Raw genomic sequence first — 23,134 nt, forward strand, 5'->3', positions numbered from 1 at the left:
GGCGGTTCCGGCCTTCCATACACCACTCCTCCCACCGACCCCCGAAGGCGCCGGCCGAGTGCATCGAGCTGCTTTTTTGGAACAATGGGAATCTCAGGCTTACGCCCGGACGGCATTCATTGCCTGTTCACTTCGCGCACAAGGCGGAAGCGCCCATAAATCATCTACCAACTGTTGCAGAGGATATGTTAATTTTCGGATAAGCGTATGTAGCGGAAACCGGCATTCAAATCGATTTACATGCCGATATCGGCGCTCAGCGCGGCTGGCGTCGTTACAACACTCGGCTGTAGATCAGCCTAGAGAAAGCGCTCGACCAGAAGTGCGATCATCGCCGCAGACGCGCTGGCAGCGAGGACGAAGTAGCGGAGTGCGACAAGCCTGGTGTCGGGCTTTGCCTGGGCGATTGCGATGGCGCGGGCGCGTCGTGTGTTCCTGTTCATTGCAGAACCTCACTTCTCTCTGACATAACAATCCAACAAAATGCTTTGCTGGTAAAGCTTTATTTAGGAAGCTCTTTTCAGCTCGTCATTGAGGCAGGATGGCGCACCCCCCTTAAGAACTATTGAATCCTCTTCGGTCGTTTTGCCCCTACAAGGATTCACCTGCGGCAAAGCCGGAAGCCCAGGCCCATTGGAAATTGTAACCTCCGAGCCAACCCGTCACATCGACACATTCTCCAATGAAATGGAGGCCCGCCACAGCCTTTGCCTGCATGCTGCGAGAGTCGAGCGCTGACGTGTCGATGCCGCCGAGCGTGACCTCCGCTGTGCGATACCCCTCGGAGCCGGACGGCTTGATCTTCCAGTTCTGCGCGGCCTCGGCCAGCCGCATCAGCACCTTGTCCGAGAGGTCGGCCATATTGCCGGTTACGCCCGTCCGCTCAGTCAGATATTGCGCCAGCCGCTTCGGAAGAACATCGCCAAGCGCTGTTTGCGCCGATTGTCGGCCGTTTGCCTGTTTCGCCGCCTTCAGGTGCGCCAGCAGATCAATGTCAGGCTCGATATCGACGGTGATCTCGTCGCCCTCGCGCCAATAGGATGAAATCTGCAGGATCGCCGGACCGCTGAGGCCGCGGTGAGTAAACAGTAGGGCCTCGCGAAACGCCGTCTTGCCGTGGCGAATCTCCGCAGGCGCCGAAATGCCGGATAGCGCAGACAGGCTTTCGAGCAACAGCGGATCGAGCGTCAACGGCACGAGACCGGGGCGGGTCTCAACCAGAGCCAGTCCGAATTGCTCGGCGATGCGATAGGCGAAGCCGGTCGCACCCATTTTCGGGATCGACTTGCCGCCGGTGGCAATGACCAGCGACTGGCATTCATATGCGCCTTCCGATGTCACGACACGAAAGCCGGTATCGGTCTTCTCGACATTGCCGATCTCCGTCCCGAGGTGCAGCACCGCGCCCGCCGCCTGCATTTCGTCGAGCAGCATGCGAATGATGTCCTTGGCGCTCTCGTCGCAAAACAGTTGGCCGAGCGTCTTTTCGTGCCAGGCGATCTTGTGCCGATCGACCATGGCGATGAAGTCGGAGGGCGTGAAACGCGCCAGCGCCGATTTGCAGAAATGCGGATTGCCGGACAGGAAACTCTTCGGTCCGGCATGGATGTTGGTGAAGTTGCAGCGGCCACCGCCGGAGATGCGGATTTTCTCGCCGGGCGCCCGCGCATGGTCCAGCACGATGACCGAACGGCCACGCTGTGCAGCGCGAATGGCACACATCATGCCGGCGGCGCCCGCGCCGATGACAACTACATCGCTTTTCCGCTGCAAACTCGGTTCCCTTGTCGAAAGCGTCTCTTTTTTCCATCAAAGGGCGAAAGTCAACGCCTGGGCCCCCTCGCCAATTGCCAAACTCTGGTTATGATACACGCGAGATCAACACAAACCGGTGTGCCATGTCCCCAAAAAAGACGACGCTGAAGCCTGCCAGAAACGTGCCTGCCTCGAAGAAAACACCCCCGGACCCCGGGTCTCTGCGCGGCGTGGCCAACTGGAAGGAAGCAGCGCAGTTTCTGCGGGCACGCGGCATCGAAGATATCGAATGCATTACGCCGGACCTCGCCGGCGTGCCGCGCGGCAAGATGATGCCCAGTTCGAAGTTCACCTCGAACACCTCGCTTGCCCTGCCCTCCGCAATCTACCGCCACACGATTTCCGGCGAATATCCGGACGAGACGGAGAGCTTCCGCTACGAACCGCGCGATAGCGACCTCAAGCTCGTTCCCGATCTTTCGACGCTTTCGGTCGTTCCGTGGGAAACCGATCCGACGGCGCAGGTGATCTGCGATATCGTCAGCGCCGATGGGGAAGAGGTCGGCTATACGCCGCGCAACGTCCTCAAGCGGGTGATGAAGCTCTATCACGACCGCGGCTGGAAGCCGATCGTGGCGCCCGAGATCGAATTCTATCTGGTCGCCAAGAATGATGACCCGGACTATCCGCTGCATCCGCCGAAGGGCCGCTCCGGCCGCTCGATCCTTGGCGGCCAGGGTTATTCCATCGCCGGCATCAACGAGTTCGACGAACTGATCGACGACATCTATCACTTCTCCGAGAAGCAGGGCCTCGAGATCGACACCCTGATCCACGAGGAAGGCCCGGCGCAGCTTGAAATCAACCTGCGCCACGGCAACCCGATCGAACTTGCCGACCAGGTCTTCCTGTTCAAGCGGACGATTCGTGAAGCGGCGATGAAGCACGACATCTACGCAACCTTCATGGCAAAGCCGATGCAGGGACAGCCTGGATCCGCCATGCACATCCACCAGTCGGTGGTCGATGAGGCGACCGGGAAGAACATCTTCTCGAAGCCGGATGGATCGCCGTCGCGCGAGTTCTTCCACTTCATCGGCGGCATGCAGAAGTATGTCCCGAATGCGCTGTGCATGCTGGCGCCCTATGTGAACTCCTACCGTCGCCTGACGCCGGAGATGTCCTGCCCTGTCAACAATGCGTGGGGCTACGACAACCGGACCACGGCCTTCCGCGTGCCGGTTTCGGATCCACAGGCGCGGCGTGTCGAAAACCGCCTGCCAAGCTCCGACGCCAACCCCTATCTGGCGCTGGCGGCTTCGCTCGCATGCGGCCTGCTTGGCATCATGAAGGAGATCGAGCCAACCGCGCCGACGGAAGACACGGCAAATGAAGGGTCGATCGAACTGCCACGCGGCCTTCTTGAAGCCGTCGCGCTCATGGAAGACGAGCCGGCCTTCGAAGAGGTGTTCGGCAAGGAATTCATCGGCATCTACGCCGGCGTCAAGCGTGGAGAATTCGAGACCTTCATGCAGGTGATCAGCCCATGGGAGCGCGAGTTCCTTCTGCTGAACGTGTGAGGGGGCTTTCATGACATCGCAAGAGACATGGCAGAGCCCCATTGCGCCCGGCATCTCCTGGTATCAGGCGACTGTTGGCGAACGCCCTACCTATCCTGCGCTCGATGGATCGACGACGTGCGACGTCGCGATCGTTGGCGGCGGTTACACCGGGCTGCAGGCGGCCTATAACCTCGCCAAGGCGGGTGTTTCGGTCGTCCTCATCGAAGGATCGCGCTTTGGCGACGGCGCGTCCGGTCGCAACGGCGGACAGCTCGGCACCGGCCAGCGTGCATGGCCGGAAGAGCTGGAGGAAACGATCGGCTACGAGCGCTCCAAGGCGCTCTTCAATCTGGCGGAGGCCGCAAAGCGGCATCTGCTGGATTTCGCCACCGAACATCAGATCGAGATCGATTTCATGTCGGGCCAGATGAATGTGTCCCACAAGGAGAGCTACACAAAGTCCTACCAGGAAAATGCGGAAATCGCGGCGCTGCGCTACGACTATCCGCATGTTCGCTTCATGGACAGGCAGGAGACCCAGGAGCGTCTGGGGTCGAAACGCTACTTCTGTGGCGTGCGCGACACCGGCACCGGCCACATCCATCCGCTGAAACTGCTCGTCGGTCTCGCGCGCGTCGCGGCAAATGCCGGCGCGCGGATCTTCGAGATGACCAAGGCCACTGCGATCCACCAGGCGAACGGCAAGGTGACGATCGACACGCCGCGCGGACGGATCGTTGCCGACAAGGCACTAATCGCCTGCAACGGCTACATCGACAATCTGGAGCCGGTCACGGCCAGCCATGTGATGCCGATCCGCTCGTTTATAGGCGCCACGGTGCCCTTGGCCGATCATCCCAAGGTACTGGCTGGCGGCGAAGCCGTTGCCGATTCGCGGTTCGTCGTCCGCTACTTCCGCAAATCCAGGGATGGGCGCCTGCTGTTCGGGGGGCGCGAGGCCTATACATCCGACAACCCTCGCGACATAACGGAGCATATCCGGCGCCAGATCGCGGAGATCTATCCAGAACTCAAGGATATCGAGATCACCCACGCCTGGGGCGGATCCGTCGGCATCACGCTGCCGCGCCAGCCTTTCGTTCGCGAGGTCATGCCGGGCGTGATCTCCATCGGCGGGTATTCCGGCCACGGCGTCATGCTGTCGAACTATTGCGGCAAACTCTACGCGGAAACAGTGCTCGGCAAAACGGCGGACCTGGAGCTCTTCAAATCGCTCAATGTCCCTGCTTTCCCGGGCGGTGCCGCCATGCGCGCGCCGCTGCTTTTCCTGGCGCTCTCGTGGTATGCGCTCCGCGACAAGTTTTAGTCAGATTGCGCATTTCCTCGCGCTGCAATTCGATCTAAAACCGGTTTCCGACAGATTCATTGCAGCGCACACTGGCTTTTTTAAATCGATTAGATTAAAGAGCCAGTACCAAGCATGATTGAGAGACATCCTCATGAGCAGTCAAATCATTCCCGTTGAACCCTTTGATTATGTCGTCTTCGGCGGCAGCGGCGACCTCGCCGAGCGCAAGTTGCTTCCGGCGCTGTATCATCGGCAGATCGAGGGCCAGTTCACCGAGCCGACCCGCATCATCGGCGCCTCCAGAAGCCCGCTGACCCATGAAGAATATCGGAAGTTCGCACAGGACGCCCTGAAGGAGCATCTGAAGAAGGGCGAGTATGACGAGGCAGAGGTCGCGAAGTTCTGCGAGCGACTGTACTACGTGCCTGTCGATGCCCGCTCCGACGCCGGCTGGGACCAGCTCAAGAAGCTTCTCGACGAGGGCAAGGAACGCGTTCGCGCCTTCTACCTTGCTGTCGCACCGGGCATCTTCGGCGATATCTCGCAGAAGATTCATGACCACAAGCTGATCACGAAGACGACGCGCATCGTCGTCGAAAAGCCGATCGGCCGCGATCTCGATTCCGCCCTTCAGCTGAATGACACGATCGGCAGGGTCTTCAAGGAAGAGCAGATCTTCCGCATCGACCACTATCTCGGCAAGGAAACCGTGCAGAACCTGATGGCGCTGCGCTTTGCCAACGCGCTCTATGAGCCGCTGTGGAATGCCAATCACATCGACCATGTGCAGATCACCGTTGCCGAATCCGTCGGCCTCGAAGGCCGCGCGGGCTACTACGACACGGCTGGCGCCCTGCGCGACATGGTGCAGAACCATATCATGCAGCTCGTCTGCCTTGTGGCGATGGAAGTCCCGTCCTCGATGGATTCCGAAGCCGTACGCGACGAGAAGCTCAAGGTGCTGCGCGCACTGAAGCCGATCAACGCCTCGAATGTCGAGCTGAACACGGTCCGTGGCCAATATCGCGCCGGCGCTTCCAGCAACGGTCCGGTCAAAGGCTATCTCGAAGAGCTCGAAGGCGGCGTTTCCAACACCGAAACCTTCGTGGCGATCAAGGCCGAGATCGGCAACTGGCGTTGGGCTGGCGTTCCCTTCTACATCCGTACCGGCAAGCGCCTTGCCGGCCGCATGTCGGAGATCGTCATCACCTTCAAGCCGATACCGCACTCGGTCTTCGACCAGTCGGCCGGCCGCATCAACCAGAACCAGTTGATCATCCGCCTGCAGCCTGACGAAGGCGTCAAGCAGTCGCTGATGATCAAGGACCCAGGCCCGGGCGGCATGCGCCTGCGCAACGTTTCGCTCGACATGAGCTTCGCGGAAGCCTTCTCGGTGCGCAATCCCGACGCCTACGAGCGTCTGCTGATGGACGTGATCCGCTCGAACCAGACGCTGTTCATGCGTCGCGACGAAGTGGAAGCGGCATGGCAGTGGGTCGACCCGATCCTCAAGGGATGGGAATCGACCGGCCAGAAGGTTCAGGGCTACACCGCCGGCACCTGGGGTCCCAGCCAGTCGATCGCGCTCATCGAGCGTGACGGCCGCACCTGGCACGACGACATTTAAGGTAGAGAGCGATGGCAGCGACGATGCACACTTTTGCCAATGCCGCCGAACTGGCGCGCAACCTCGCAGACAAGGTCGCCGCATCGCTTTCGACGGCCATTGCATCACGGGGGACGGCGAGCATCGCCGTTTCCGGCGGCTCGACGCCGAAACTCTTCTTCCAGGAGCTGTCGACGCGCGACCTGGACTGGAGCAAGGTCACGATCACGCTCGTCGACGAACGCTTCGTGCCCGCCGACAATCCGCGCTCGAACCACCTGCTGGTGGCGACCAACCTGCTTCAGAACAAGGCGACCGCCGCGACCTTCCAGCCGCTCTATCAGGCCGCCGGTTCCGTCGAGGACGCCGCCAAGCTCGCGACCACCGCGACGCAGGCGATCGGAAATCCGTTCGACGTAGCCATTCTCGGCATGGGCGGCGATGGCCATACGGCATCGTTCTTCCCCGGCGGGAACAATCTTGCCGTGGCACTTGATCCAACGACCCCGCGCGGCATCATTACCATGGACGCGGAAGGTGCTGGCGAGCCTCGCCTTACCTTTACCTTTTCAAGCCTGCGGGACGCCAGGCTGCTCGTGCTTCATATCGAAGGCGAGAGCAAGAAAGACGTCCTGACGAAGGCAGAAGGCAACGGCGACGAGGCAGACATGCCGATCCGCGCCATTCTGCGCCGCGCCGCTTCGCCGGTCGATATCTACTGGGCTCCGTAAGCAGCCAGGCACGGAGCCGGCGAACAGACACATTGAAGACCAGACAAAGGCAGGATCTCCCATGTCCGCTCATTCACGCATTGCTGCGATTACCGCACGTATTGTCGAACGCTCCAAACCGACCCGCGGCGTCTATCTCGAACGCCTGCGCAACGCAGCTTCCAAGGGCGTGAGCCGCTCGATACTCGGCTGCGCGAACCTCGCCCACGGATTTGCCGTCTGTTCCCCCGCCGAGAAGGAGGCCCTCGCGGGCGACCGCGTGGCCAATCTCGGCATCATCACCTCCTACAATGACATGCTCTCGGCCCACCAGCCTTTCGAAACCTACCCGGCGATCATCCGCCAGGCGGCGGCGGAAGCAGGCGGCATCGCCCAGGTGGCAGGCGCCGTGCCCGCCATGTGCGACGGCGTCACCCAAGGCCAGCCCGGCATGGAGCTTTCGCTATTCTCCCGCGATCTGATCGCGATGGCCGCGGGCGTCGGCCTGTCGCATAACATGTTCGACGCGGCACTTTATCTCGGCGTCTGCGACAAGATCGTTCCCGGCCTGGTGATTGCAGCGCTCTCCTTCGGGCACCTGCCTGCTATCTTCGTTCCAGCAGGACCGATGACATCTGGCCTGCCGAATGACGAGAAGTCACGCGTCCGCCAGCTCTACGCTGAAGGCAAGGTTGGCCGTGCGGAGCTGCTGGAAGCGGAATCCAAGTCCTACCATGGCCCCGGCACCTGCACCTTCTACGGCACCGCCAACTCCAACCAGATGCTGATGGAGATCATGGGCTTCCATATGCCCGGGTCGTCGTTCATCAACCCGGGCACGCCGCTGCGCGAAGCCTTCACGCGCGAAGCCGCCAAGCGTGCGCTTGCAATCACCGCACAGGGCAACGAATACACGCCTGCCGGCGAGATGATCGACGAGCGTTCGATCGTCAACGGCGTGGTCGGCCTGCATGCCACCGGCGGCTCGACGAACCACACCCTTCATCTTGTCGCCATGGCCCGCGCTGCCGGTATCCAGCTGACCTGGCAGGATATCGCCGAGCTGTCCGAGGTCGTGCCGTTGCTGGCGCGCGTCTACCCGAACGGCCTTGCCGATGTGAACCACTTCCATGCCGCTGGCGGCATGGGCTTCCTGATCAAGGAACTGTTGAAGCACGGCCTCGTTCACGAAGACGTCCGCACGGTCTTCGGCCACGGGCTGCAGGCCTACACGATCGATCCGCGCCTCGGCGAGGATGGCGGCATCGTTCGCGAACCGTCGCCCGAAAAGAGCGTGGACCCGAAGGTTCTCGCCAACATCGAAACGCCGTTCCAGGCCAATGGCGGCCTGAAGATGCTGCGCGGCAATGTCGGCAAGGCGGTCATCAAGATCTCCGCGGTTAAGGCCGACCGCCACATCATCGAAGCCCCGGCTATCGTCTTCCATAGCCAGCAGGAGCTGCAGGATGCCTTTAAGGAAGGCAAGCTGAACAAGGATTTCGTCGCTGTCGTCCGCTTCCAGGGCCCGAAGGCCAACGGCATGCCGGAACTGCACAAACTGACGCCGCCGCTCGGCGTGCTGCAGGATCGCGGCTTCCGGGTTGCCCTGCTCACCGATGGTCGCATGTCCGGCGCATCGGGGAAGGTACCGGCAGCGATCCACGTCACGCCGGAGGCTGTCGATGGCGGGCCGATCGCACGCATCAAGGACGGCGACATCATCCGTCTCGATGCGATCGCGGGCACGCTTGAAGTCCTGGTGGATGCAGCCGATCTGGCCGAGCGGGAATCGGTGGTCGCCGATCTGTCCGACAACGAGTTCGGCATGGGTCGCGAACTGTTTGCACCCTTCCGACGCGCAGTCGGCGCCTCCGACCGCGGTGCAAGCGTCCTCTTCCACTGAGGACGCGGCGGCCCGAACGGTCCCGAAAACGAAAAACCCGCGAGGCTGTCTCGCGGGTTTTGTCATTTAATGGCTAGCTCGAAAGGGACGATCGTCAGCCCCTGATATCAAGCACGCGGTCGCGGTGGGCGGGGTGGCTGCTGTAGACGAAGATCTTGTTGAGTTCCTTGTCGGTCAACATGCGCAGGAAGCGGACTTCGACGGTGTTGTTTGCGTTCACCCGCGTCAGCATGCAGCCGATCTTGGTGATGCGCGCGTCGGGGAGATCGAGGTAGAACTGCCTCGGAAGATTGAACTGCGTCAGGATCGCAAGGACAGCGCTGCTCTTGGAAATCCGGATGATGTCGCAACGCCGGGACGCCATGTTTAGAACGCCCTTCTCCGTATACTCGATACGGGCAGCGTTCATCGTGTCCTCCATCTTGAACCGCACTTCGCGGTCGTACATGAAGGATTCTTCCTTGTTCAGAAAATGTCCGGGAAGCTGATTGGATGCAGCCATGGCCGTAGTCCCCTAGAAATGCAATGGGGGAATCTTACCAATCGAACCTTTAACAGAAGGTGAGAGCCGTTCCGATTTGGGCCGTTTTTGATCAACGGCCCAAAAATGGCTGGTGGATTATTTGCGGTAGGTACGACCGTCGGCATCGAAGAGATGCAGCTTCGAGCGGTCAGCCGAAAAATGCATCTTCTGGCCGCGCTTCACATCATAGATGCCCGGCAGCTTGACGATGATCGGCTCTCCCTGAACAAGGCCTTCGATGTAGAGCAAGGTTACTTCGCCCAGCGCTTCGACGATCGAGACTTCGCCCTCGAAGAGATAGTCGTCCGTCGGGCCGGCGATGCGCAGGTCCTCGGGACGGACGCCGAAGCTGGCCGTCTTGCCCTTTTCGGAGGCGGCGGTCGGGATATCGAGGGTTACCGACTTGCCGCCCGTCAGCGTGACCGTCGTTGTACCACCGGCTTCGGTGATCGTTGCCGGGATGACGTTCATGGCTGGCGAGCCGATGAACTTGGCGACGAAGAGATTGGCCGGGCGCTCGTAGAGTTCGAGCGGTGCACCGACCTGCTCGATGTTGCCCGCAGACAGAACCACGATGCGGTCGGCAAGCGTCATCGCCTCGACCTGGTCGTGGGTGACGTAGATCATCGTCGTATCAGCCATCTGCTCGTTGAGACGCGCGATCTCGATACGCGTGGCGACGCGCAGCGCCGCGTCGAGGTTCGACAAAGGCTCATCGAAGAGGAAGACCTTCGGATTACGGCAGATGGCGCGACCGATGGCCACGCGCTGGCGCTGACCGCCGGAGAGCGCCTTCGGGAGGCGATCGAGATACTTGGTGAGCTGCAGGCTCTCGGCTGCCGCGCGAACGCGACGGTCGATTTCCTGCTTGTTCTCACCGGCGATTTTCATGCCGAAGGCCATGTTGTCGTAAACAGTCATGTGCGGGTAAAGCGCATAGGACTGGAAGACCATGGCGATGCCGCGCTTGGAGGGCGGAACATCGTTGACCAGCTGGCCATCGATGTACATGTCGCCGCCCGTGATGTTCTCGAGGCCGGCGATCATGCGCAGCAGCGTCGACTTGCCGCAGCCCGACGGACCGACGAAGACTACGAATTCGCCTTCCTTGATATCCAGGTCGATCCCGTGGAGCACGTCCACGGAACCATAGGATTTGCGAATGTCCTTGAGCGTCAGTCCAGTCATCTAGTTCCTCCTCCAGAGTCCCTTAGGCAAGGCGAGCGAAATACGCACCCCAAGCCGGAATATCGATCTTGTCACCATAGTTATTGCTGACGAAACCATGACCCGTCAACGCTTGCCAATCGCCTGCCGGCAAAACAACGTTGCTTTCGACGGGGCTCATGTTGAAGACGCAGAGCAGCTTCTCGTTACCATGTTCGCGGATGAAGATCAGCACGTCGTCCTGCGGCTCGGCGAACTCGATCTCACCCTTGGCGAAGGCCGGGTATTGCTTGCGGAAGGCAAGGAACCGCCGATAGTGCTCGAGCACCGAGTTCTCGTCCCCCTGCTGAACGCTGACCGCGCGCAGGATATGTTCGACCGGGACCGGCAACCACGGCTTGACCGTCGAGAACCCGCCCTGGGCGACCTGGCTGTCCCATACCATCGGTGTGCGGCAACCATCACGGCCCTTGAACTCCGGCCAGAACTGGATGCCATAGGGATCCTGCAGGTCCTCGTAGGCCAGATCGGCTTCAGTCAACCCCAGTTCCTCGCCCTGGTAGATGCAGACGGAACCGCGCAGCGTCATCAGCAATGAGGCATATTGCTTGGCGAAGGCTTCGCGGTCGGCGACCAGCGAACCCCAGCGGCTGACGTGGCGCATGACGTCGTGGTTGGAAAACGCCCAGCAGGCCCAGCCATCCGGCGCAGCAGCGGAGAAGTCTTCCATGACCTCCTCGACGCGTTCCGGCGACAGCGGATCCGGCGCCAGGAACTCGAAGGCGTAGCACATGTGCATCTTGTCGTTGCCCGATGTGTACTCGCCAACGATCTCCAGGCCGCGCTGGCTGTCGCCGACTTCGCCCACGGCGGCGATCGCCGGAAACTCCTCGAGCACGGCGCGGAACCGCTTCAGGAACTCGATGTTCTCAGGGCGGTTCTTGTCGTAGACGTGTTCCTGGAAATTGTAGGGGTTAACGGCCGGCGCGGTCGATGCGTTGCGCCGCTCAGGCGCGAGCGCCGGATTGTCGCGCAACTGCTTGTCGTGGAAATAGAAGTTGATGGTGTCGAGACGGAAGCCATCGACACCACGCTTCAGCCAGAAGCGCACGACGTCGAGCAGGCGATCCTGCACCTCGGGATTATGCAAGTTCATGTCCGGCTGCGAGGTCAGGAAGTTGTGCATGTAATATTGCATGCGCGTCGGATCCCACGCCCATGCGGAGCCGCCGAAGATCGACAGCCAGTTGTTTGGCGGTGTGCCGTCCGGCTTGGAATCCGCCCAAACGTACCAATCCGCCTTGGCGTTGGTCCGGCTGGACCGGCTCTCCACAAACCATGGGTGCTGATCCGAGCTGTGCGAGATGACAAGGTCGATCATCACGCGAATGCCGAGGCGATGCGCCTCGGCAATCATCGTGTCGAAATCCACCAGCGTGCCGAAGATGGCGTCGACATTCTCATAATCGGAGACGTCATAGCCGAAATCGCGCATCGGCGACGTGAAGAAGGGCGAAATCCAGATCGCGTCCGCGCCAAGCGACGCCACGTGCGGCAGGCGGGCGGTGATGCCCTTCAGGTCGCCGATGCCGTCGCCGTTCGAATCCTGGAAGGAGCGCGGGTAGATCTGATAGATCACCGCGCCACGCCACCAGTCCTTGTCCGCCGTCAAAATGGATTGAGATGCCATGCTCGTTTGGTCCTGTTGGATTTCGTCTTGGGATTTCTAGCCGCCCTTGACCGAGCCCGAGAGTAGGCCACGCACCAGATAGCGCTGCAAGGCGAAGAAGACGAGCAGCGGTACGATGATGGTGACGAATGCCGAGGCCGTCAGGATCTCCCAGTTGCCGCCGCGCGAACCGAGGAGCGCATTCAAGGCTCCTGTTAGCACGAGGTGGTCCCTGTCGGTGCCGAGGAAGACCATGGCGACAAGCAGGTCGTTCCACACCCAAAGGAACTGGAAGATCGCGAAGGACGCGAGCGCCGGGAAGGACAAGGGCAGTACGATACGGGTGAAGATTTCGAAGTCGCTCGCGCCATCGACGCGCGCCGATTCGATGATCTCTCTCGGCAAGCCCGCAATATAGGAGCGGAGCAGATAGATCGCGAGCGGCATGCCGAAGGCGGTGTGCGCAAGCCAGATGCCGGGGTAGGTCTTGGACGGCGCATCAAGCAGCATCCCGACGTGATTGTAGAGGCGCAGAAGTGGGATAAGCGACATCTGCAGCGGCACGACAATCAGTCCGACCACGAGCGCGATCAGCAGAGCACGACCTGGGAACTCCATCCAGCTCAATGCGTAGGCGGCAAAGGCAGCGATCAGGATCGGGATAATCGTTGCCGGGACCGTAACCGTGAGCGAGTTGATAAAGGACTGCCCGATGCCTTCGCTGGTGAGAACGTTCCGGTAGTTCTGCAACGTGAATTCCGGCGGCGTGGCAACTGAAATGTAGACGCGTCGGCCACCGTCATCCGGGCCGAAGGCGGCGGGTTTCGTATAGCGATAGCTGCCGTCCTCGTTGACTGTGAGCGAGAGGCCGTCGCCGAGATCAGCTGTCTCGCCGGCCTTGTAAGCGGACGGCTGTTGGACACGCGTGCCGAAGGCGCGGATCGAGCGACCCTGTTGCCCTTCGAGAACATTGCCTGAAATGACGTAGACGGCACCGTCCTGCTTCTGCAGGTCCGGCTGGCCAAGGCGCGACGCGACCGTACGGGAGGAGCCGGCGAATGCCGTCCACCAACCAGAGGAAACGAGCTGGTCCTTGTCTCGCAAGGCACTGACGAAAATGCCGAGCGTCGGTATCAGCCAGATGATGACGATGACGAGCACCGCGAAGTGAACGAAAAGACGGGCTGGGCCGATCTTGAAGAAACTACCTGACAGGGTCATCTCAATGGCCTCCCAGCTCGCGGTTCGCACGGCGAACGTTCCAGACCATGATCGGCGTCACGGCCAGCATGATGATCAGCGCGATCACAGCGCTTCGTCCGCTGTCGCCGCCGCCCCTGAACAGCCAGTTGAACATCAGGTTCGCGAGCACCATCGAATTCCACTGCCCGTTCGTCATGGTGAGCACGATGTCGAAGACCTTCAGCACGAGGATGGTGATCGTCGTCCAGACGACGGCGATCGTGCCCCATACCTGCGGCACCATGATGCGCCAGAAGATTTGCCAGCCGTTGGCGCCATCGATGACGGCAGCCTCGATCGTCTCCTCGGGAATGCCGCGCAAGGCCGCGGACAGGATGACCATGGCAAAGCCGGTCTGGATCCAGATGAGGATGATCATCAGGAAGAAGTTGTTCCAGAAAGGCACCGAAATCCACACCTGCGGGGTGCCGCCAAACAGCTGGACGATCGCGTTCAGAAGACCGATCTGCGTGTCGTTGCCGCCGCGGTATTCGTAGATGAACTTCCAGATGACCGAGGCACCGACGAAGGAGATCGCCATCGGCATGAAGACGATGCTCTTGGCGATGTTGCCCCACCAGATGCGGTCGGTCATGACGGCAATGACAAGACCGAAGAAGGTGCAGGCCGCCGGCACGACCGCCAGCCAGAGAATATTGTTGAAGATCGACTGGCGGAATTCGCGGTCACCCAAGGCCCACTTGTAGTTCGCGAGCCCGACGAATTCGGCGCCGGACCGATCATAGAAGGACAGGATCAGCGTCGCGACGACGGGATAGACGAGATAGACGATCAGGAGGAAGAGCGCGGGAAACAGAAACAGCCACGGCCGGATCACCGAGCGGCGGTTCAAGTTTTGCGACGCAGTGCGGATGTCGCCATCCTTCACCGGAAGCGCCAGATCCAGGATCTTGTTCGAGAAATAGAAATAGGCCGAGCATGCGAAAACCGCGACGACCACAACTCCCAAAGCGGAAACTATCTGCGATAGCATTCGTCCCTCCCCTGCTACCCTTGTCTATTCAGGGCCAATCCGCCGGTGCGCTTGCGAATGACTTTCGGCACATAAGGCGGCGATGGCCGGCGCTTGCGAGAGCGTCCGGCCAGGCATTGCGACCATGCCGCCGGAACCGGCGGCATGGATATTCAGGCGATGTTACTTGATGCCATCCCAGGCGCTCTGGATTTCCTTGGCGGTGTCTTCAGCAGACTTGCCACCAACGAAATCGACCATGCCGGTCCAGAAAGCACCCGCGCCGATCTTGCCCGGCATCAGGTCGGAACCGTCGAAGCGGAATGTGGTGGCGGTCGTCAGGATCTCGCCTTCCTTCTTCATCTGGTCATTGGCGTAAGCGGCCGTGTTGACACCCTTGTATGGCGTCAGGAAGCTCGACTGGGCCATCCAGACTTCATGGGCGATCGGCGTCTTCAGGAAGTCGACGAAGGCACGAGCAGACTTGGAATCCTTGGCGATCGTGACCAGCGTGCCTGCGCCGAGAACCGGCTTGCCCAGATCCGCGTGCGACGCGTAGGTCGGCATGTAGAAGAAGTCCGCATCCTGACCGAGCTTCGTGCCTTCAGGGAAGAAGGACGGAATGAACGATGCCTGGTGGTGCAGGTAGCACTTCGGCGGCACGCCGAAGAGACCCTTCGGGCTATCGCGGAAGTCGGTCGCCGCGACGGCTGCAACGCCACCGCTGACATACTTCTCGTTCTTGGCGAACGAGCCGAATTCCTCGATAGCGGCAACAACGGCCGGATCGGTGAACTTGACTTCGTTGGTGGTCCACTTGTCGTAGACATCAGGCTTCTGCTGACGCAGCATGATGTCTTCGATCCAGTCGGTTGCCGGCCAACCGGTCGCGCCGCCGGAACCAAGACCGATGCACCACGGAACGCCACCGTCCTTGACGATCTGGTCGGTCAGAGCATGAAGCTCTTCCATGGTCGTCGGAACCTTGTAGCCCGCTTCCTTGAAGTTCTCAGGAACGTACCAGACCAGCGACTTCACGTCAGCCTTGTAAGGGAAAGCGTAGAAGGCTTCCTTGCCATCCTTGCCCTTGTAGGTACCGTAGCCGACCCAGCTGTCGCCGGCGCCATAGTTATCCTTGACCCACTTGGATGTATCGTCGCCGAGCGGCGTCAGGAAGCCCTTGCTTGCAAGGTCCGCCAGAAGGCCAGGCTGCGGCAGGATCGCAATATTCGGCGGCGAGCCGGCCTGCGTATCGATGACGATCTGCTGCTCATAGTTTTCCGAAGACGAGTACTTGGCATCGATGCCGGTCGCTTCGGTGAAATAGGCGAGGATGCTGCGGAAGAATGCTTCGTCTTCGCCGCGCCACGGTCCGAAGATCGTCAGCTGCTCGCCCTTGAGATCGGCGTGAGCGGCCTTGAACTCGTCGTAGCTCTTCCAGTTGAACTTCGAATCTTCGCCCGGCGCGAACTTCAAATCAGCAGCGGAAGCGGCACCGGCAAAAAGCGCCGCAACGGCGACGCTCACCAAGAATGACTTTTTCATGTGATCAACCTCCCATCACAATCCTAATCACGCCCTGCAACTATTCGAATATAATTCCAAAGCGCTTTGACACCTCACTCATTTCACCGTCGGCGGAAAAGAGTCAAGCCATTTCGCAAAAACTGCCTTATCACGCCCAATTATCGCAGCGCAGCAATGCTTCCATCGGAATATGGAGCGATTTTTCTTGAGTCAAGCGGCGCAACTGCTACATAATTAAAAGCGCTTTGGATGCATTTGGGAGAAGATGACACCCAAAGCGAGTGGGAGGAAGCATAACACGTGAACCTCAAACAGCTATCAGAATTGCTCGGTCTGTCGCAGACGACGGTGAGCCGTGCGTTGAACGGTTATCCCGAAGTCAACGAGGCGACGCGCGAACGCGTACTGCAGGCGGTGAAGGAAACGGGCTATAGGCCCAACAAGGCTGCTCAGCGGCTCGCGACCGGCAAGGCGGGCTCGATCGGGCTTGTCATGCCAACCGCCCCCGACCACTATTCCGACGTTCATTTCGGCGAGTTTCTGACGGGGCTCGGGGAGGAGGCGGTTCGGCACGATTTTCACTTCGTCATCATGCCGGCTGATCCCAATGACGAGGTCGGCGCCTTGCGACGACTGGCCATCAGCGGCAACGTCGACGCCTTGTTCGTCGCCTATATGCGCGGCCACGATCCGCGCCTGCCGATGCTGAAGTCGCTTTCCATGCCGTTTCTGGTACACGGGCGCTCTTTCGGCTCCGAGCCCGATTACCCTTATCTCGACATCGACAACGAGGGCGCCTTCTATGACGCCGCGCGGCTGCTGCTCCAGCTCGGACACACGCGGTTCGCACTTCTGAACGGCCCGGCGCATCTCGATTTTGCCATCCGTCGCAAGAACGGTCTGGTGGCGGCGCTCGCCGAGCGAGGCCTCGACCTGCCCGAAGACTGCGCCAGCCACACGACGATGACCGACGAGCACGGGCAATTCGCAACGGAACGCTTTCTGCAATTGCCGGATCGTCCGACAGCAATCCTCTGTTCAAGCACGGTTCTGGCGCTCGGCGCCATTCGCGCCGTCAATCAGGCCGGACTGAAGCTCGGGGAAGACATTTCGCTGATCGCGCACGACGACGTGCTGCCGCATCTGAGGCCGGAAAACTTCTCGGTGCCGTTGACCACCACGCGCTCATCGCTGCGCGCCGCCGGCATACGGATTGCCCAGCGACTGATCGCAACGGTGAAGCAAGACGCCCCCTACCCCGAGCAGGAGCTTTGGAAAACCGAGCTGATCGTCAGGGCCTCGACGGGCCCTGTCCCGCGGCAGGATCAGAACTTGGGTGGCGTCTGACCGGCTGAACGGTGAGCCGCAACGACGGTATTGGCCATCAGCATCGCGATGGTCATCGGCCCGACGCCACCGGGAACGGGAGTGATGACTTCCGCGACCCTTGCAGCCTCGTCGAACGCGACATCGCCGACCAGGCGGGTCTTGCCCTCGCCCTTTTCAGGCGCTGGAATGCGATTGATGCCGACATCGATGACCGTTGCACCGGGCTTTACCCAATCCGCCTTGACCATTTCGGGACGACCGACGGCGGCTACCAGAATGTCGGCGTTGCGGCAGACCGCCGGCAAGTCCCTGGTGCGGGAATGGGCAACGGTTACGGTGGCGTTCGCGTTCAGCAGGAGCTGCGCCATCGGCTTGCCGAAAAGGTTCGATCGGCCGATCACGACGGCATTCAGCCCCGACAGGTCTTCGCCATGCGTGCGACGCACGAAAACCATGGCGCCGGCGGGCGTGCAAGACACAAGACCGGTCTCCAGATCGCCGGTCGCAAGCTTGCCGGCGTTGACGACATGCAAGCCGTCCACGTCTTTCTCCGGCAAGATCGACTGGATGATCGGCTCAGATTTCAGGTGCTTCGGCAGCGGCAGCTGGACAAGGATGCCGTGAATCGAGGGATCAGCGTTAAGCGTCGCAACGAGCGCCGCCAGTTCCTCCTGGGTCGTCTCGACCGGCAAGGTATGCTGTATCGACTTGAAGCCGCATTCCTTGGCCATCTTGCTCTTGGAATTGACATAGGCGTGGCTGGCCGGATCGTCACCGACGATCACGACTGCAAGACCCGTCTGGACGCCACTTTGCTTGTGAAGGGCCGATGCGGACGCCTTGACCGTTTCAATTACGGAAGCCGCGACCTGTTTACCGTCGATTACTGTCGTCAAGACTGTCTCCTGCCCTTGCTTTCGCTCATCTTAGCCGGTGGCGTTCAGCGCTATTTGCCTGTCCACGCCCTATCCTGCTTAAAACGACAAATGCAAGAACAATCGTGCCGCAGCCAAGACGGAATTCACGATGCCGCAGCGTAGGATTTCAGCTTTTCCCGCATGACCGAGAGCTCCGTGCGGAGGACCTCAATTTCGTCAGGAGTGCCGGTTTCCAGGCTTGGTGCCGGCATGTCGAGATATGGCTCGGTAACGACAGCGTCGGTGATCGGCTTCGCCGTCGGCTTGTTCTTTGCCTGGCGCCAGGTCGCGGCGATGCCGAAGACCAGGCCAGCCAGGGCGCCAAGAACAGGCGCCGTCCACGGGCCGCGGCCGGACGATACCGCGGTGATCTGCGGCGCCCCGGCAAGCGAGAGGTGCCCGGCTTCGGACGAGAGGCTACCCGTCTGAATATTGTCTTCCATGCGCGTGTGCGCGGCGTTGGCCTTGTCGCGCAGTTCGGTCAATTTCGCGACGTCGACGCCCGTATCGCGGCTCTGTGCGATCAGCGTGTTGCGACGATCGTTCAGGGCTCGCTTTGCCGCTGCCGCGGATTTCGCGTCGTTGCCGGCGTCCCGCTGCAAGCGGCCAAGCTCGGCCGTGATCGCCGTCGTCAGCCCATCCACCTCGGCCTGCTGAGCCAGCAGCCGCGGATGCCTTGGGCCCAGGCTCGCGGAGAGCTGAGCCAGCGTGCTTTTTGCAAGCGCATACTTGCTGCGCTGTCCTTCGAGCGAGGGCGACATGGTTTCAGGCGGCAATGCACCGGCCAGGACATCGCCCAGTTTGGCGCCACCGAGGCGATCCGCCCTGCTCTTGGCGTCCAGCAGCCGTTGATCTGCCGCCTTGAGCTCCGCGTCGGCATCGGCAATCTGCTGCTGCAGGCTGACGGCGACTTTGACATTGCCTTCGCCGCTGCTCTGCGTAAAGGCGGCGAGCGCTTGCTGTGCCTCGTCATTTGCCTTCTTCAGCGCACCGTCTTCCGTGTGGTTGGCATCGACGGGCCGAGCGATCGTCGACGCGAAGTAAGCCGCGATCTTCGAGGACTTGACGGCAGAATCTGTGACGACATTGAAACCGATCGTTTGTCCGGTCGCATCCGTCGTGGCTTGAACAGCGGCGGCGAGCGATGCCTCAGCGCGCGAGAGCGGATCGGACGCGGCGCCACTGGCAGAGAGGAGGTCGACCGCCACGGTCAGCGCATCCGAACCAGAGGCGGCGAATTCCGGATCGCGTTCGAGCTGCAGCGCAGTCACAGCAGCGGCAATCGCCCGTCGGGACAGGAGTGCCTTCTCGGCTGACCGGGCGAACGCCATACGCGTATCAGCGGGCGCGTCGACCTTGAAGACGGCGTCGGCCTGGTACCGAGATGGCTCGACCGGCATCAGCGCACCGCCGGCAGCACCCGCGGCACACAGAAGGCCGACGATCGCGCACGACCTCGCATAAGCCGAACGCCCTGTTGTCTTCGGCCGTGCGACGGCGGGGGTCCGAAGGTCCATCGCGTGCGTTTCTTGAATGACGGCTGGTGGCTCGACGGTGAGCGGCTCGGCCGTTGTGCCGACATCATTTGCCGCTTCGATGCGCTTACCCAGGATGGTCTCGATTCGGCTGACCAATGGCTGTTGATCGGCCGCAAGCTCCTGTTGTTCGCGCTGGGCCTGCAATGTCTTCTCGATGACGCGAAGCAACTCCGCCTCCGGAGAGGCGACCGACCAACCCTTGTCTTCAGAAGCCGGCGCGCCAGCGTGCTCCTGCCCGCGGGATACCGCAGCCTTTGAAAGAGGCAGCCGTTTCGAATGGTGGTCGCGCATCGCCAGATCTCATGCGTAGAACGATAGATCCCCAGCCGCGATTGCGGATGGTTAAGCGAGCTTAAACATTCTTGGCAAAGAAATGGTTAACCGGCGATCAGCGGCGATAGGTGGGCGATTGCCCCAGAATGCGGCCGCGACGGGTGAAGCGGTACTGCAGGACAAAGTACAGGAAGAGCGGAATGCCGAGAACATATCGCCGCCACAGACGGGTCGGCTCCTGCATCAACCGATAGGCCCACTCCATGCGCATCATCCGCACAGCCTTCGGGGCGCGCGGAATGCTGCCGGAGACGAAGTCGAACAGGGCGCCGACTGTGAGAACCAGACGGGCGTGATCGGCACGGATATGCCGTGCCGCCCATTTTTCCTGGAGCGGCGTACCCATGCCGACAATGATGATGTCGAACTTCTGGCGATCAAGCTCGCTGGTGATGGCGACAGGGTTGTCCTTGTCGAAGAAGCCGTCAGAGACGACCACAAACTCGTGCCAGGGCGCATGGCGGTGGAAGTTTGCAGCGGCGGCTTCGACGACCTCGCGCCGACCGCCGATCAAGCCGATACGGCGTGGCTGCTCCATGAACGTCAGCAGCGCCGGCACGAAATCCGTCCCGTTCAGGTTGGCCGGGAACGGAGAACCGTGCTCGATCTGCGAAGCGATGTTGAGACCGATGCCATCAGGGAGCACGAGGTTTTGCGCGAGAATGCCGCGATACTCGCTATCGCGCAGCGTCATCAGAATATTGTGGGCGTTCACGAATGAAATCGACGTCTGTCCGACCGGCATCGAGATCAGCTCGTTGATGAAGACCAGCGCGTCATCCCATCCAAGGTCGCAAACCGGCAGATCGAAAATCGTGCGACGCGACGACAGGACGGCGAAGTTCGCAATCAGATTCATGCCTGCATCCTGACGATAGTGCTTCATGCGTTCAGCTTCCCGGGCAACAAAGGACTTGATCCACGCCGGGAAGCTCCCGAGCGTGTCCGCCTGGGATTGTGTGAGTCCACGCCAGAAGCGCACACGTCAGCCCATCAAGGGAGCTTATAGCAACGGAAATTCAAACAACCTTTAGGAAAACCCATTGAATTCGCTGGCGTTATTCAAGGAAGTGTTAACCATCCGAGGAAGACAGAAACGCAAAACGGCGCCAGAGGCGCCGTTCACGTCAAAAGCCATTGCCACTATTCCGTGGCGGGATCCTTGACCGCTTGGGGAGCAACGACGTTGACCGGCTTGCCGGTCTTCTTCTGCTGGCCCGTTTCGCTGGCCTTGACGTCTTCCTTCGAGAGGTAGTCGAGCTGCTCCAGCATCACCTGCTCGATGTATTCGCCGCCGAGATGCTGGTTCAGGTCCTTCTTGATCATGTCGCGGAAGGCCTGCGGATCAAACTCCTTCATGTTCGAAACGTCGACCATCTTGTTGCCGACGAGCAGCGTAAACAGCTCATCGGTGGTCATTTCGGTCAGCGGCAGCGAAGCGTTCTTGACCAGATCCTTGTTGATCATGAACGAGACTTTTCCGAGGAAGTAGCCCGAAACCGCACCGTCATGGACGATGGGAACGGTGATACTCTCGCCCTTCACAAGCTCAAGCTGGCTCTGCTTGGACTCATCCGGCGCCGGCGCAGGGGCCGTCGCCAGGTGCACCGAAAAATAGACCGATGCCAGCGTAACCGCGCAGACCCAGACACCTGTGAGAACAAGCTTAATCATCAGGCATCACGCGCTACGAATTGCTCTTGCGAGTAGGTGCCGTCAGCATCCGCGTCCTGGACAGCATTCTTCAGCAGGTCGGCAACCGTGCGAACGGCTTCCAGATGAGCCTCGACGCGGCGTGCGTTCAGCACGAGCTTCTTCTTCAGGCCGTGCAGCTGATCGAGGTGCGAAGCGGCCAATTCCTTGGGATCGGTATCGCGGAACAGCATCGAGAGCTCGTAAAGGCAACGGCTCTTGTGTGCATTCGATACCTTGAGATCGAACTGCGGATCGTTGCCGATGCGCGTGTTCTCGTTCTCGATGATCATTTCCAGGCGTCCAAGAACCGATTTGATGCGGTATTCGTTCGAGATTATTTCCATGTCTTTTCCTCGATTTTCTTAGGCGTCGTTGGCGGACTTGTTGTCCGCAGTGGGTGTACCGAAAGTCTTGCGCTGGAATTCGTCGACCATGCTGAGCGCGACACTGCGATCGTTCTGGTCGGCGGAGGCGTTGACGACCCGGCCTTCCTGCTTCTTCAGCGCATCGTGATAAAGCTGCTTGGCGACGCCGATGCCTTCGCCCTTGGAGATCTCGTTGCCGAGCTGCTCGGCCATCATGCCCTTCCAGATATCTCCGGTGGCGCCTTTGCCGTAGACGTCCTCGCTGTCGCTGGGCAGCATGTTCTTGATGAAGTTCTGCAGGACCATCGCTTCGAACTTGCGATAGGTCTGCGGAATTTCTTCCGTCTTGGCGCGGTTCTTGGTGTCGCCGAGACCGGTCTTGCCTGTCGCGCGATCGAGTACGTCGACCGCCGACGTAAAGCCATTGCCTGCTTCGGCAAGGCTGTTGGCCGCAAACGCCGCCTGGTTCGCCTTCAGTTTTTCCTGGGCCGCCTGGACCTCTAGCGGGTCGGCAGCTTTGACAACATCCAGGACCAGATCACTCGGAGGTGAAATAGCCAAGTCACAATCCTCTTGATTTAAGATCGTGACGATTATGATTTTTGAAGCTTGCTGGAGGCTGGTGTACCGAATTTTTGATCGATGAGATCATATACCGCGTTGTCGTCGGACTCTCGCCGTTCGCCGTCGAGCGCCTCGCGCATGTTGTCCTCTAGGCGGTCGCCCTTGGCACGCTCCTGCCGGACGCGCATTTCGTGGACTTCCTGCATGCCGTTCAGCTGCTTGTCCTTGATGCCCAATCGGTTGAACCGATCCGCATAACTCTGGGAGAATGCGTGGTGCACGGGATCCATCGAGCCCAGCGCCAGAACGACGTTGTCGATCTGGTTATTGACCTCGGCGCGCTGGCGGCTGGTTTCGGCAAGATCATACTCCGCCATCTGTTCGAGATGACGCTGGACCGCTACCAACCGCTTGAGCTTTTGCGAGCGTGTTTTTTCCGCCATGGCC

21 protein-coding genes are annotated in these 23,134 nt (G+C 60.6%); 6 read left to right on the plus strand and 15 right to left on the minus strand.

Annotated features, from left to right (window positions below; genetic code table 11):
* Positions 1-299 precede the first annotated feature (299 nt).
* Together QTL94_RS01175 and QTL94_RS01180 are read right to left on the minus strand one after the other, a co-directional pair.
* Complete coding sequence (locus QTL94_RS01175; protein WP_198928652.1) at positions 300-443, minus strand: hypothetical protein; 144 nt, start codon at positions 441-443, stop codon at positions 300-302.
* A 148-nt stretch (positions 444-591) separates the two neighbouring features.
* Entirely contained in the window at positions 592-1,773 is a 1,182-nt protein-coding gene (locus tag QTL94_RS01180; RefSeq protein WP_502944090.1) for a BaiN/RdsA family NAD(P)/FAD-dependent oxidoreductase, read from the minus strand.
* A 125-nt stretch (positions 1,774-1,898) separates the two neighbouring features.
* Between QTL94_RS01180 and QTL94_RS01185 the strand changes: the two genes are divergently transcribed.
* The 5 genes from QTL94_RS01185 (at position 1,899) to edd (ending at position 8,845) form a co-directional block, all read left to right on the plus strand.
* Positions 1,899-3,335, plus strand: coding sequence for a glutamine synthetase family protein (locus tag QTL94_RS01185; protein ID WP_065689543.1), 1,437 nt, complete (start codon positions 1,899-1,901; stop codon positions 3,333-3,335).
* Between the two features lie 10 nt (positions 3,336-3,345).
* Positions 3,346-4,644, plus strand: a complete 1,299-nt coding sequence (locus tag QTL94_RS01190) for an NAD(P)/FAD-dependent oxidoreductase (protein WP_289800326.1) — start codon at positions 3,346-3,348, stop codon at positions 4,642-4,644.
* Positions 4,645-4,777: 133 nt separating this feature from the next.
* Complete coding sequence (zwf, locus tag QTL94_RS01195; protein ID WP_065689541.1) at positions 4,778-6,253, plus strand: glucose-6-phosphate dehydrogenase; 1,476 nt, start codon at positions 4,778-4,780, stop codon at positions 6,251-6,253.
* 11 nt (positions 6,254-6,264) lie between these two features.
* The gene (gene pgl, locus QTL94_RS01200; RefSeq protein WP_289800327.1) at positions 6,265-6,963 is read left to right on the plus strand and encodes a 6-phosphogluconolactonase; all 699 of its coding nucleotides are present in this window, start codon (positions 6,265-6,267) and stop codon (positions 6,961-6,963) included.
* 61 nt (positions 6,964-7,024) lie between these two features.
* A complete protein-coding gene (gene edd / locus QTL94_RS01205) occupies positions 7,025-8,845 on the plus strand; it encodes a phosphogluconate dehydratase (protein ID WP_065689539.1) in 1,821 nt (606 codons plus the stop codon).
* A gap of 94 nt (positions 8,846-8,939) precedes the next feature.
* Here the strand turns inward: edd and QTL94_RS01210 are convergent, their stop codons facing one another.
* The 6 genes from QTL94_RS01210 to QTL94_RS01235 form a co-directional block, all read right to left on the minus strand.
* Positions 8,940-9,347, minus strand: a complete 408-nt coding sequence (locus QTL94_RS01210; RefSeq protein WP_289800328.1) for a hypothetical protein — start codon at positions 9,345-9,347, stop codon at positions 8,940-8,942.
* A 117-nt stretch (positions 9,348-9,464) separates the two neighbouring features.
* On the minus strand, positions 9,465-10,556 hold the full coding sequence (locus tag QTL94_RS01215; protein WP_065689538.1) for an ABC transporter ATP-binding protein: 1,092 nt from the start codon (positions 10,554-10,556) through the stop codon (positions 9,465-9,467).
* A 22-nt stretch (positions 10,557-10,578) separates the two neighbouring features.
* Positions 10,579-12,225 (minus strand): beta-galactosidase BglA, encoded by a 1,647-nt coding sequence (gene bglA / locus QTL94_RS01220; RefSeq protein WP_065689537.1) that lies wholly within the window; start codon positions 12,223-12,225, stop codon positions 10,579-10,581.
* Between the two features lie 36 nt (positions 12,226-12,261).
* Positions 12,262-13,425, minus strand: a complete 1,164-nt coding sequence (locus tag QTL94_RS01225; RefSeq protein ID WP_289800329.1) for a carbohydrate ABC transporter permease — start codon at positions 13,423-13,425, stop codon at positions 12,262-12,264.
* A 1-nt stretch (position 13,426) separates the two neighbouring features.
* Positions 13,427-14,440, minus strand: a complete 1,014-nt coding sequence (locus QTL94_RS01230) for a carbohydrate ABC transporter permease (RefSeq protein ID WP_289800330.1) — start codon at positions 14,438-14,440, stop codon at positions 13,427-13,429.
* 162 nt (positions 14,441-14,602) lie between these two features.
* Positions 14,603-15,964 (minus strand): ABC transporter substrate-binding protein, encoded by a 1,362-nt coding sequence (locus tag QTL94_RS01235; protein ID WP_289800331.1) that lies wholly within the window; start codon positions 15,962-15,964, stop codon positions 14,603-14,605.
* A gap of 282 nt (positions 15,965-16,246) precedes the next feature.
* Between QTL94_RS01235 and QTL94_RS01240 the strand changes: the two genes are divergently transcribed.
* Entirely contained in the window at positions 16,247-17,293 is a 1,047-nt protein-coding gene (locus QTL94_RS01240; protein WP_113520204.1) for a LacI family DNA-binding transcriptional regulator, read from the plus strand.
* On the opposite strand, the gene folD is transcribed toward QTL94_RS01240, so the two are convergent.
* From folD to QTL94_RS01275, 7 genes are all read right to left on the minus strand, one after another.
* Positions 17,272-18,171, minus strand: coding sequence for a bifunctional methylenetetrahydrofolate dehydrogenase/methenyltetrahydrofolate cyclohydrolase FolD (gene folD, locus QTL94_RS01245; protein ID WP_289800332.1), 900 nt, complete (start codon positions 18,169-18,171; stop codon positions 17,272-17,274). The two genes, QTL94_RS01240 and folD, sit on opposite strands and share 22 nt — an antisense overlap.
* A gap of 125 nt (positions 18,172-18,296) precedes the next feature.
* A complete protein-coding gene (locus QTL94_RS01250) occupies positions 18,297-20,021 on the minus strand; it encodes a GumC domain-containing protein (RefSeq protein ID WP_289800333.1) in 1,725 nt (574 codons plus the stop codon).
* 97 nt (positions 20,022-20,118) lie between these two features.
* Positions 20,119-20,922, minus strand: a complete 804-nt coding sequence (locus QTL94_RS01255; RefSeq protein ID WP_289800757.1) for a WecB/TagA/CpsF family glycosyltransferase — start codon at positions 20,920-20,922, stop codon at positions 20,119-20,121.
* Positions 20,923-21,206: 284 nt separating this feature from the next.
* Positions 21,207-21,737, minus strand: coding sequence for a hypothetical protein (locus QTL94_RS01260; protein WP_289800334.1), 531 nt, complete (start codon positions 21,735-21,737; stop codon positions 21,207-21,209).
* Positions 21,737-22,102: a hypothetical protein gene (locus QTL94_RS01265; protein WP_065689529.1), complete on the minus strand. Its 366-nt coding sequence runs from the start codon at positions 22,100-22,102 to the stop codon at positions 21,737-21,739. The genes QTL94_RS01260 and QTL94_RS01265 overlap by 1 nt, the downstream gene beginning before the upstream one ends.
* An 18-nt stretch (positions 22,103-22,120) precedes the next feature.
* Entirely contained in the window at positions 22,121-22,684 is a 564-nt protein-coding gene (locus QTL94_RS01270; RefSeq protein ID WP_065689528.1) for a rod-binding protein, read from the minus strand.
* A gap of 32 nt (positions 22,685-22,716) precedes the next feature.
* Positions 22,717-23,130 carry a hypothetical protein gene (locus QTL94_RS01275; protein ID WP_113520207.1) on the minus strand — a complete coding sequence of 138 codons (414 nt, stop codon included), beginning with the start codon at positions 23,128-23,130 and terminating at the stop codon, positions 22,717-22,719.
* Positions 23,131-23,134 lie beyond the last annotated feature (4 nt).

This window comes from Rhizobium sp. S96, from assembly GCF_030382195.1.
In the GTDB taxonomy this organism is placed as follows: Bacteria; Pseudomonadota; Alphaproteobacteria; order Rhizobiales; family Rhizobiaceae; genus Rhizobium.

Excerpts from the sequence above, each read along its gene's own strand:
- QTL94_RS01175 (WP_198928652.1), bottom strand. The coding sequence starts at position 443 with ATGAACAGGAACACACGACGCGCCCGCGCCATCGCAATCGCCCAGGCA.
- QTL94_RS01190 (WP_289800326.1), top strand. The coding sequence starts at position 3,346 with ATGACATCGCAAGAGACATGGCAGAGCCCCATTGCGCCCGGCATCTCC.
- QTL94_RS01250 (WP_289800333.1), bottom strand. The coding sequence starts at position 20,021 with ATGCGCGACCACCATTCGAAACGGCTGCCTCTTTCAAAGGCTGCGGTA.
- QTL94_RS01260 (WP_289800334.1), bottom strand. The coding sequence starts at position 21,737 with ATGATTAAGCTTGTTCTCACAGGTGTCTGGGTCTGCGCGGTTACGCTG.
- QTL94_RS01265 (WP_065689529.1), bottom strand. The coding sequence starts at position 22,102 with ATGGAAATAATCTCGAACGAATACCGCATCAAATCGGTTCTTGGACGC.
- edd (WP_065689539.1), top strand. The coding sequence starts at position 7,025 with ATGTCCGCTCATTCACGCATTGCTGCGATTACCGCACGTATTGTCGAA.
- zwf (WP_065689541.1), top strand. The coding sequence starts at position 4,778 with ATGAGCAGTCAAATCATTCCCGTTGAACCCTTTGATTATGTCGTCTTC.
- pgl (WP_289800327.1), top strand. The coding sequence starts at position 6,265 with ATGGCAGCGACGATGCACACTTTTGCCAATGCCGCCGAACTGGCGCGC.
- QTL94_RS01225 (WP_289800329.1), bottom strand. The coding sequence starts at position 13,425 with ATGACCCTGTCAGGTAGTTTCTTCAAGATCGGCCCAGCCCGTCTTTTC.
- QTL94_RS01215 (WP_065689538.1), bottom strand. The coding sequence starts at position 10,556 with ATGACTGGACTGACGCTCAAGGACATTCGCAAATCCTATGGTTCCGTG.
- QTL94_RS01185 (WP_065689543.1), top strand. The coding sequence starts at position 1,899 with ATGTCCCCAAAAAAGACGACGCTGAAGCCTGCCAGAAACGTGCCTGCC.
- QTL94_RS01210 (WP_289800328.1), bottom strand. The coding sequence starts at position 9,347 with ATGGCTGCATCCAATCAGCTTCCCGGACATTTTCTGAACAAGGAAGAA.
- QTL94_RS01275 (WP_113520207.1), bottom strand. The coding sequence starts at position 23,130 with ATGGCGGAAAAAACACGCTCGCAAAAGCTCAAGCGGTTGGTAGCGGTC.
- QTL94_RS01230 (WP_289800330.1), bottom strand. The coding sequence starts at position 14,440 with ATGCTATCGCAGATAGTTTCCGCTTTGGGAGTTGTGGTCGTCGCGGTT.
- QTL94_RS01255 (WP_289800757.1), bottom strand. The coding sequence starts at position 20,922 with ATGAATCTGATTGCGAACTTCGCCGTCCTGTCGTCGCGTCGCACGATT.
- QTL94_RS01235 (WP_289800331.1), bottom strand. The coding sequence starts at position 15,964 with ATGAAAAAGTCATTCTTGGTGAGCGTCGCCGTTGCGGCGCTTTTTGCC.
- bglA (WP_065689537.1), bottom strand. The coding sequence starts at position 12,225 with ATGGCATCTCAATCCATTTTGACGGCGGACAAGGACTGGTGGCGTGGC.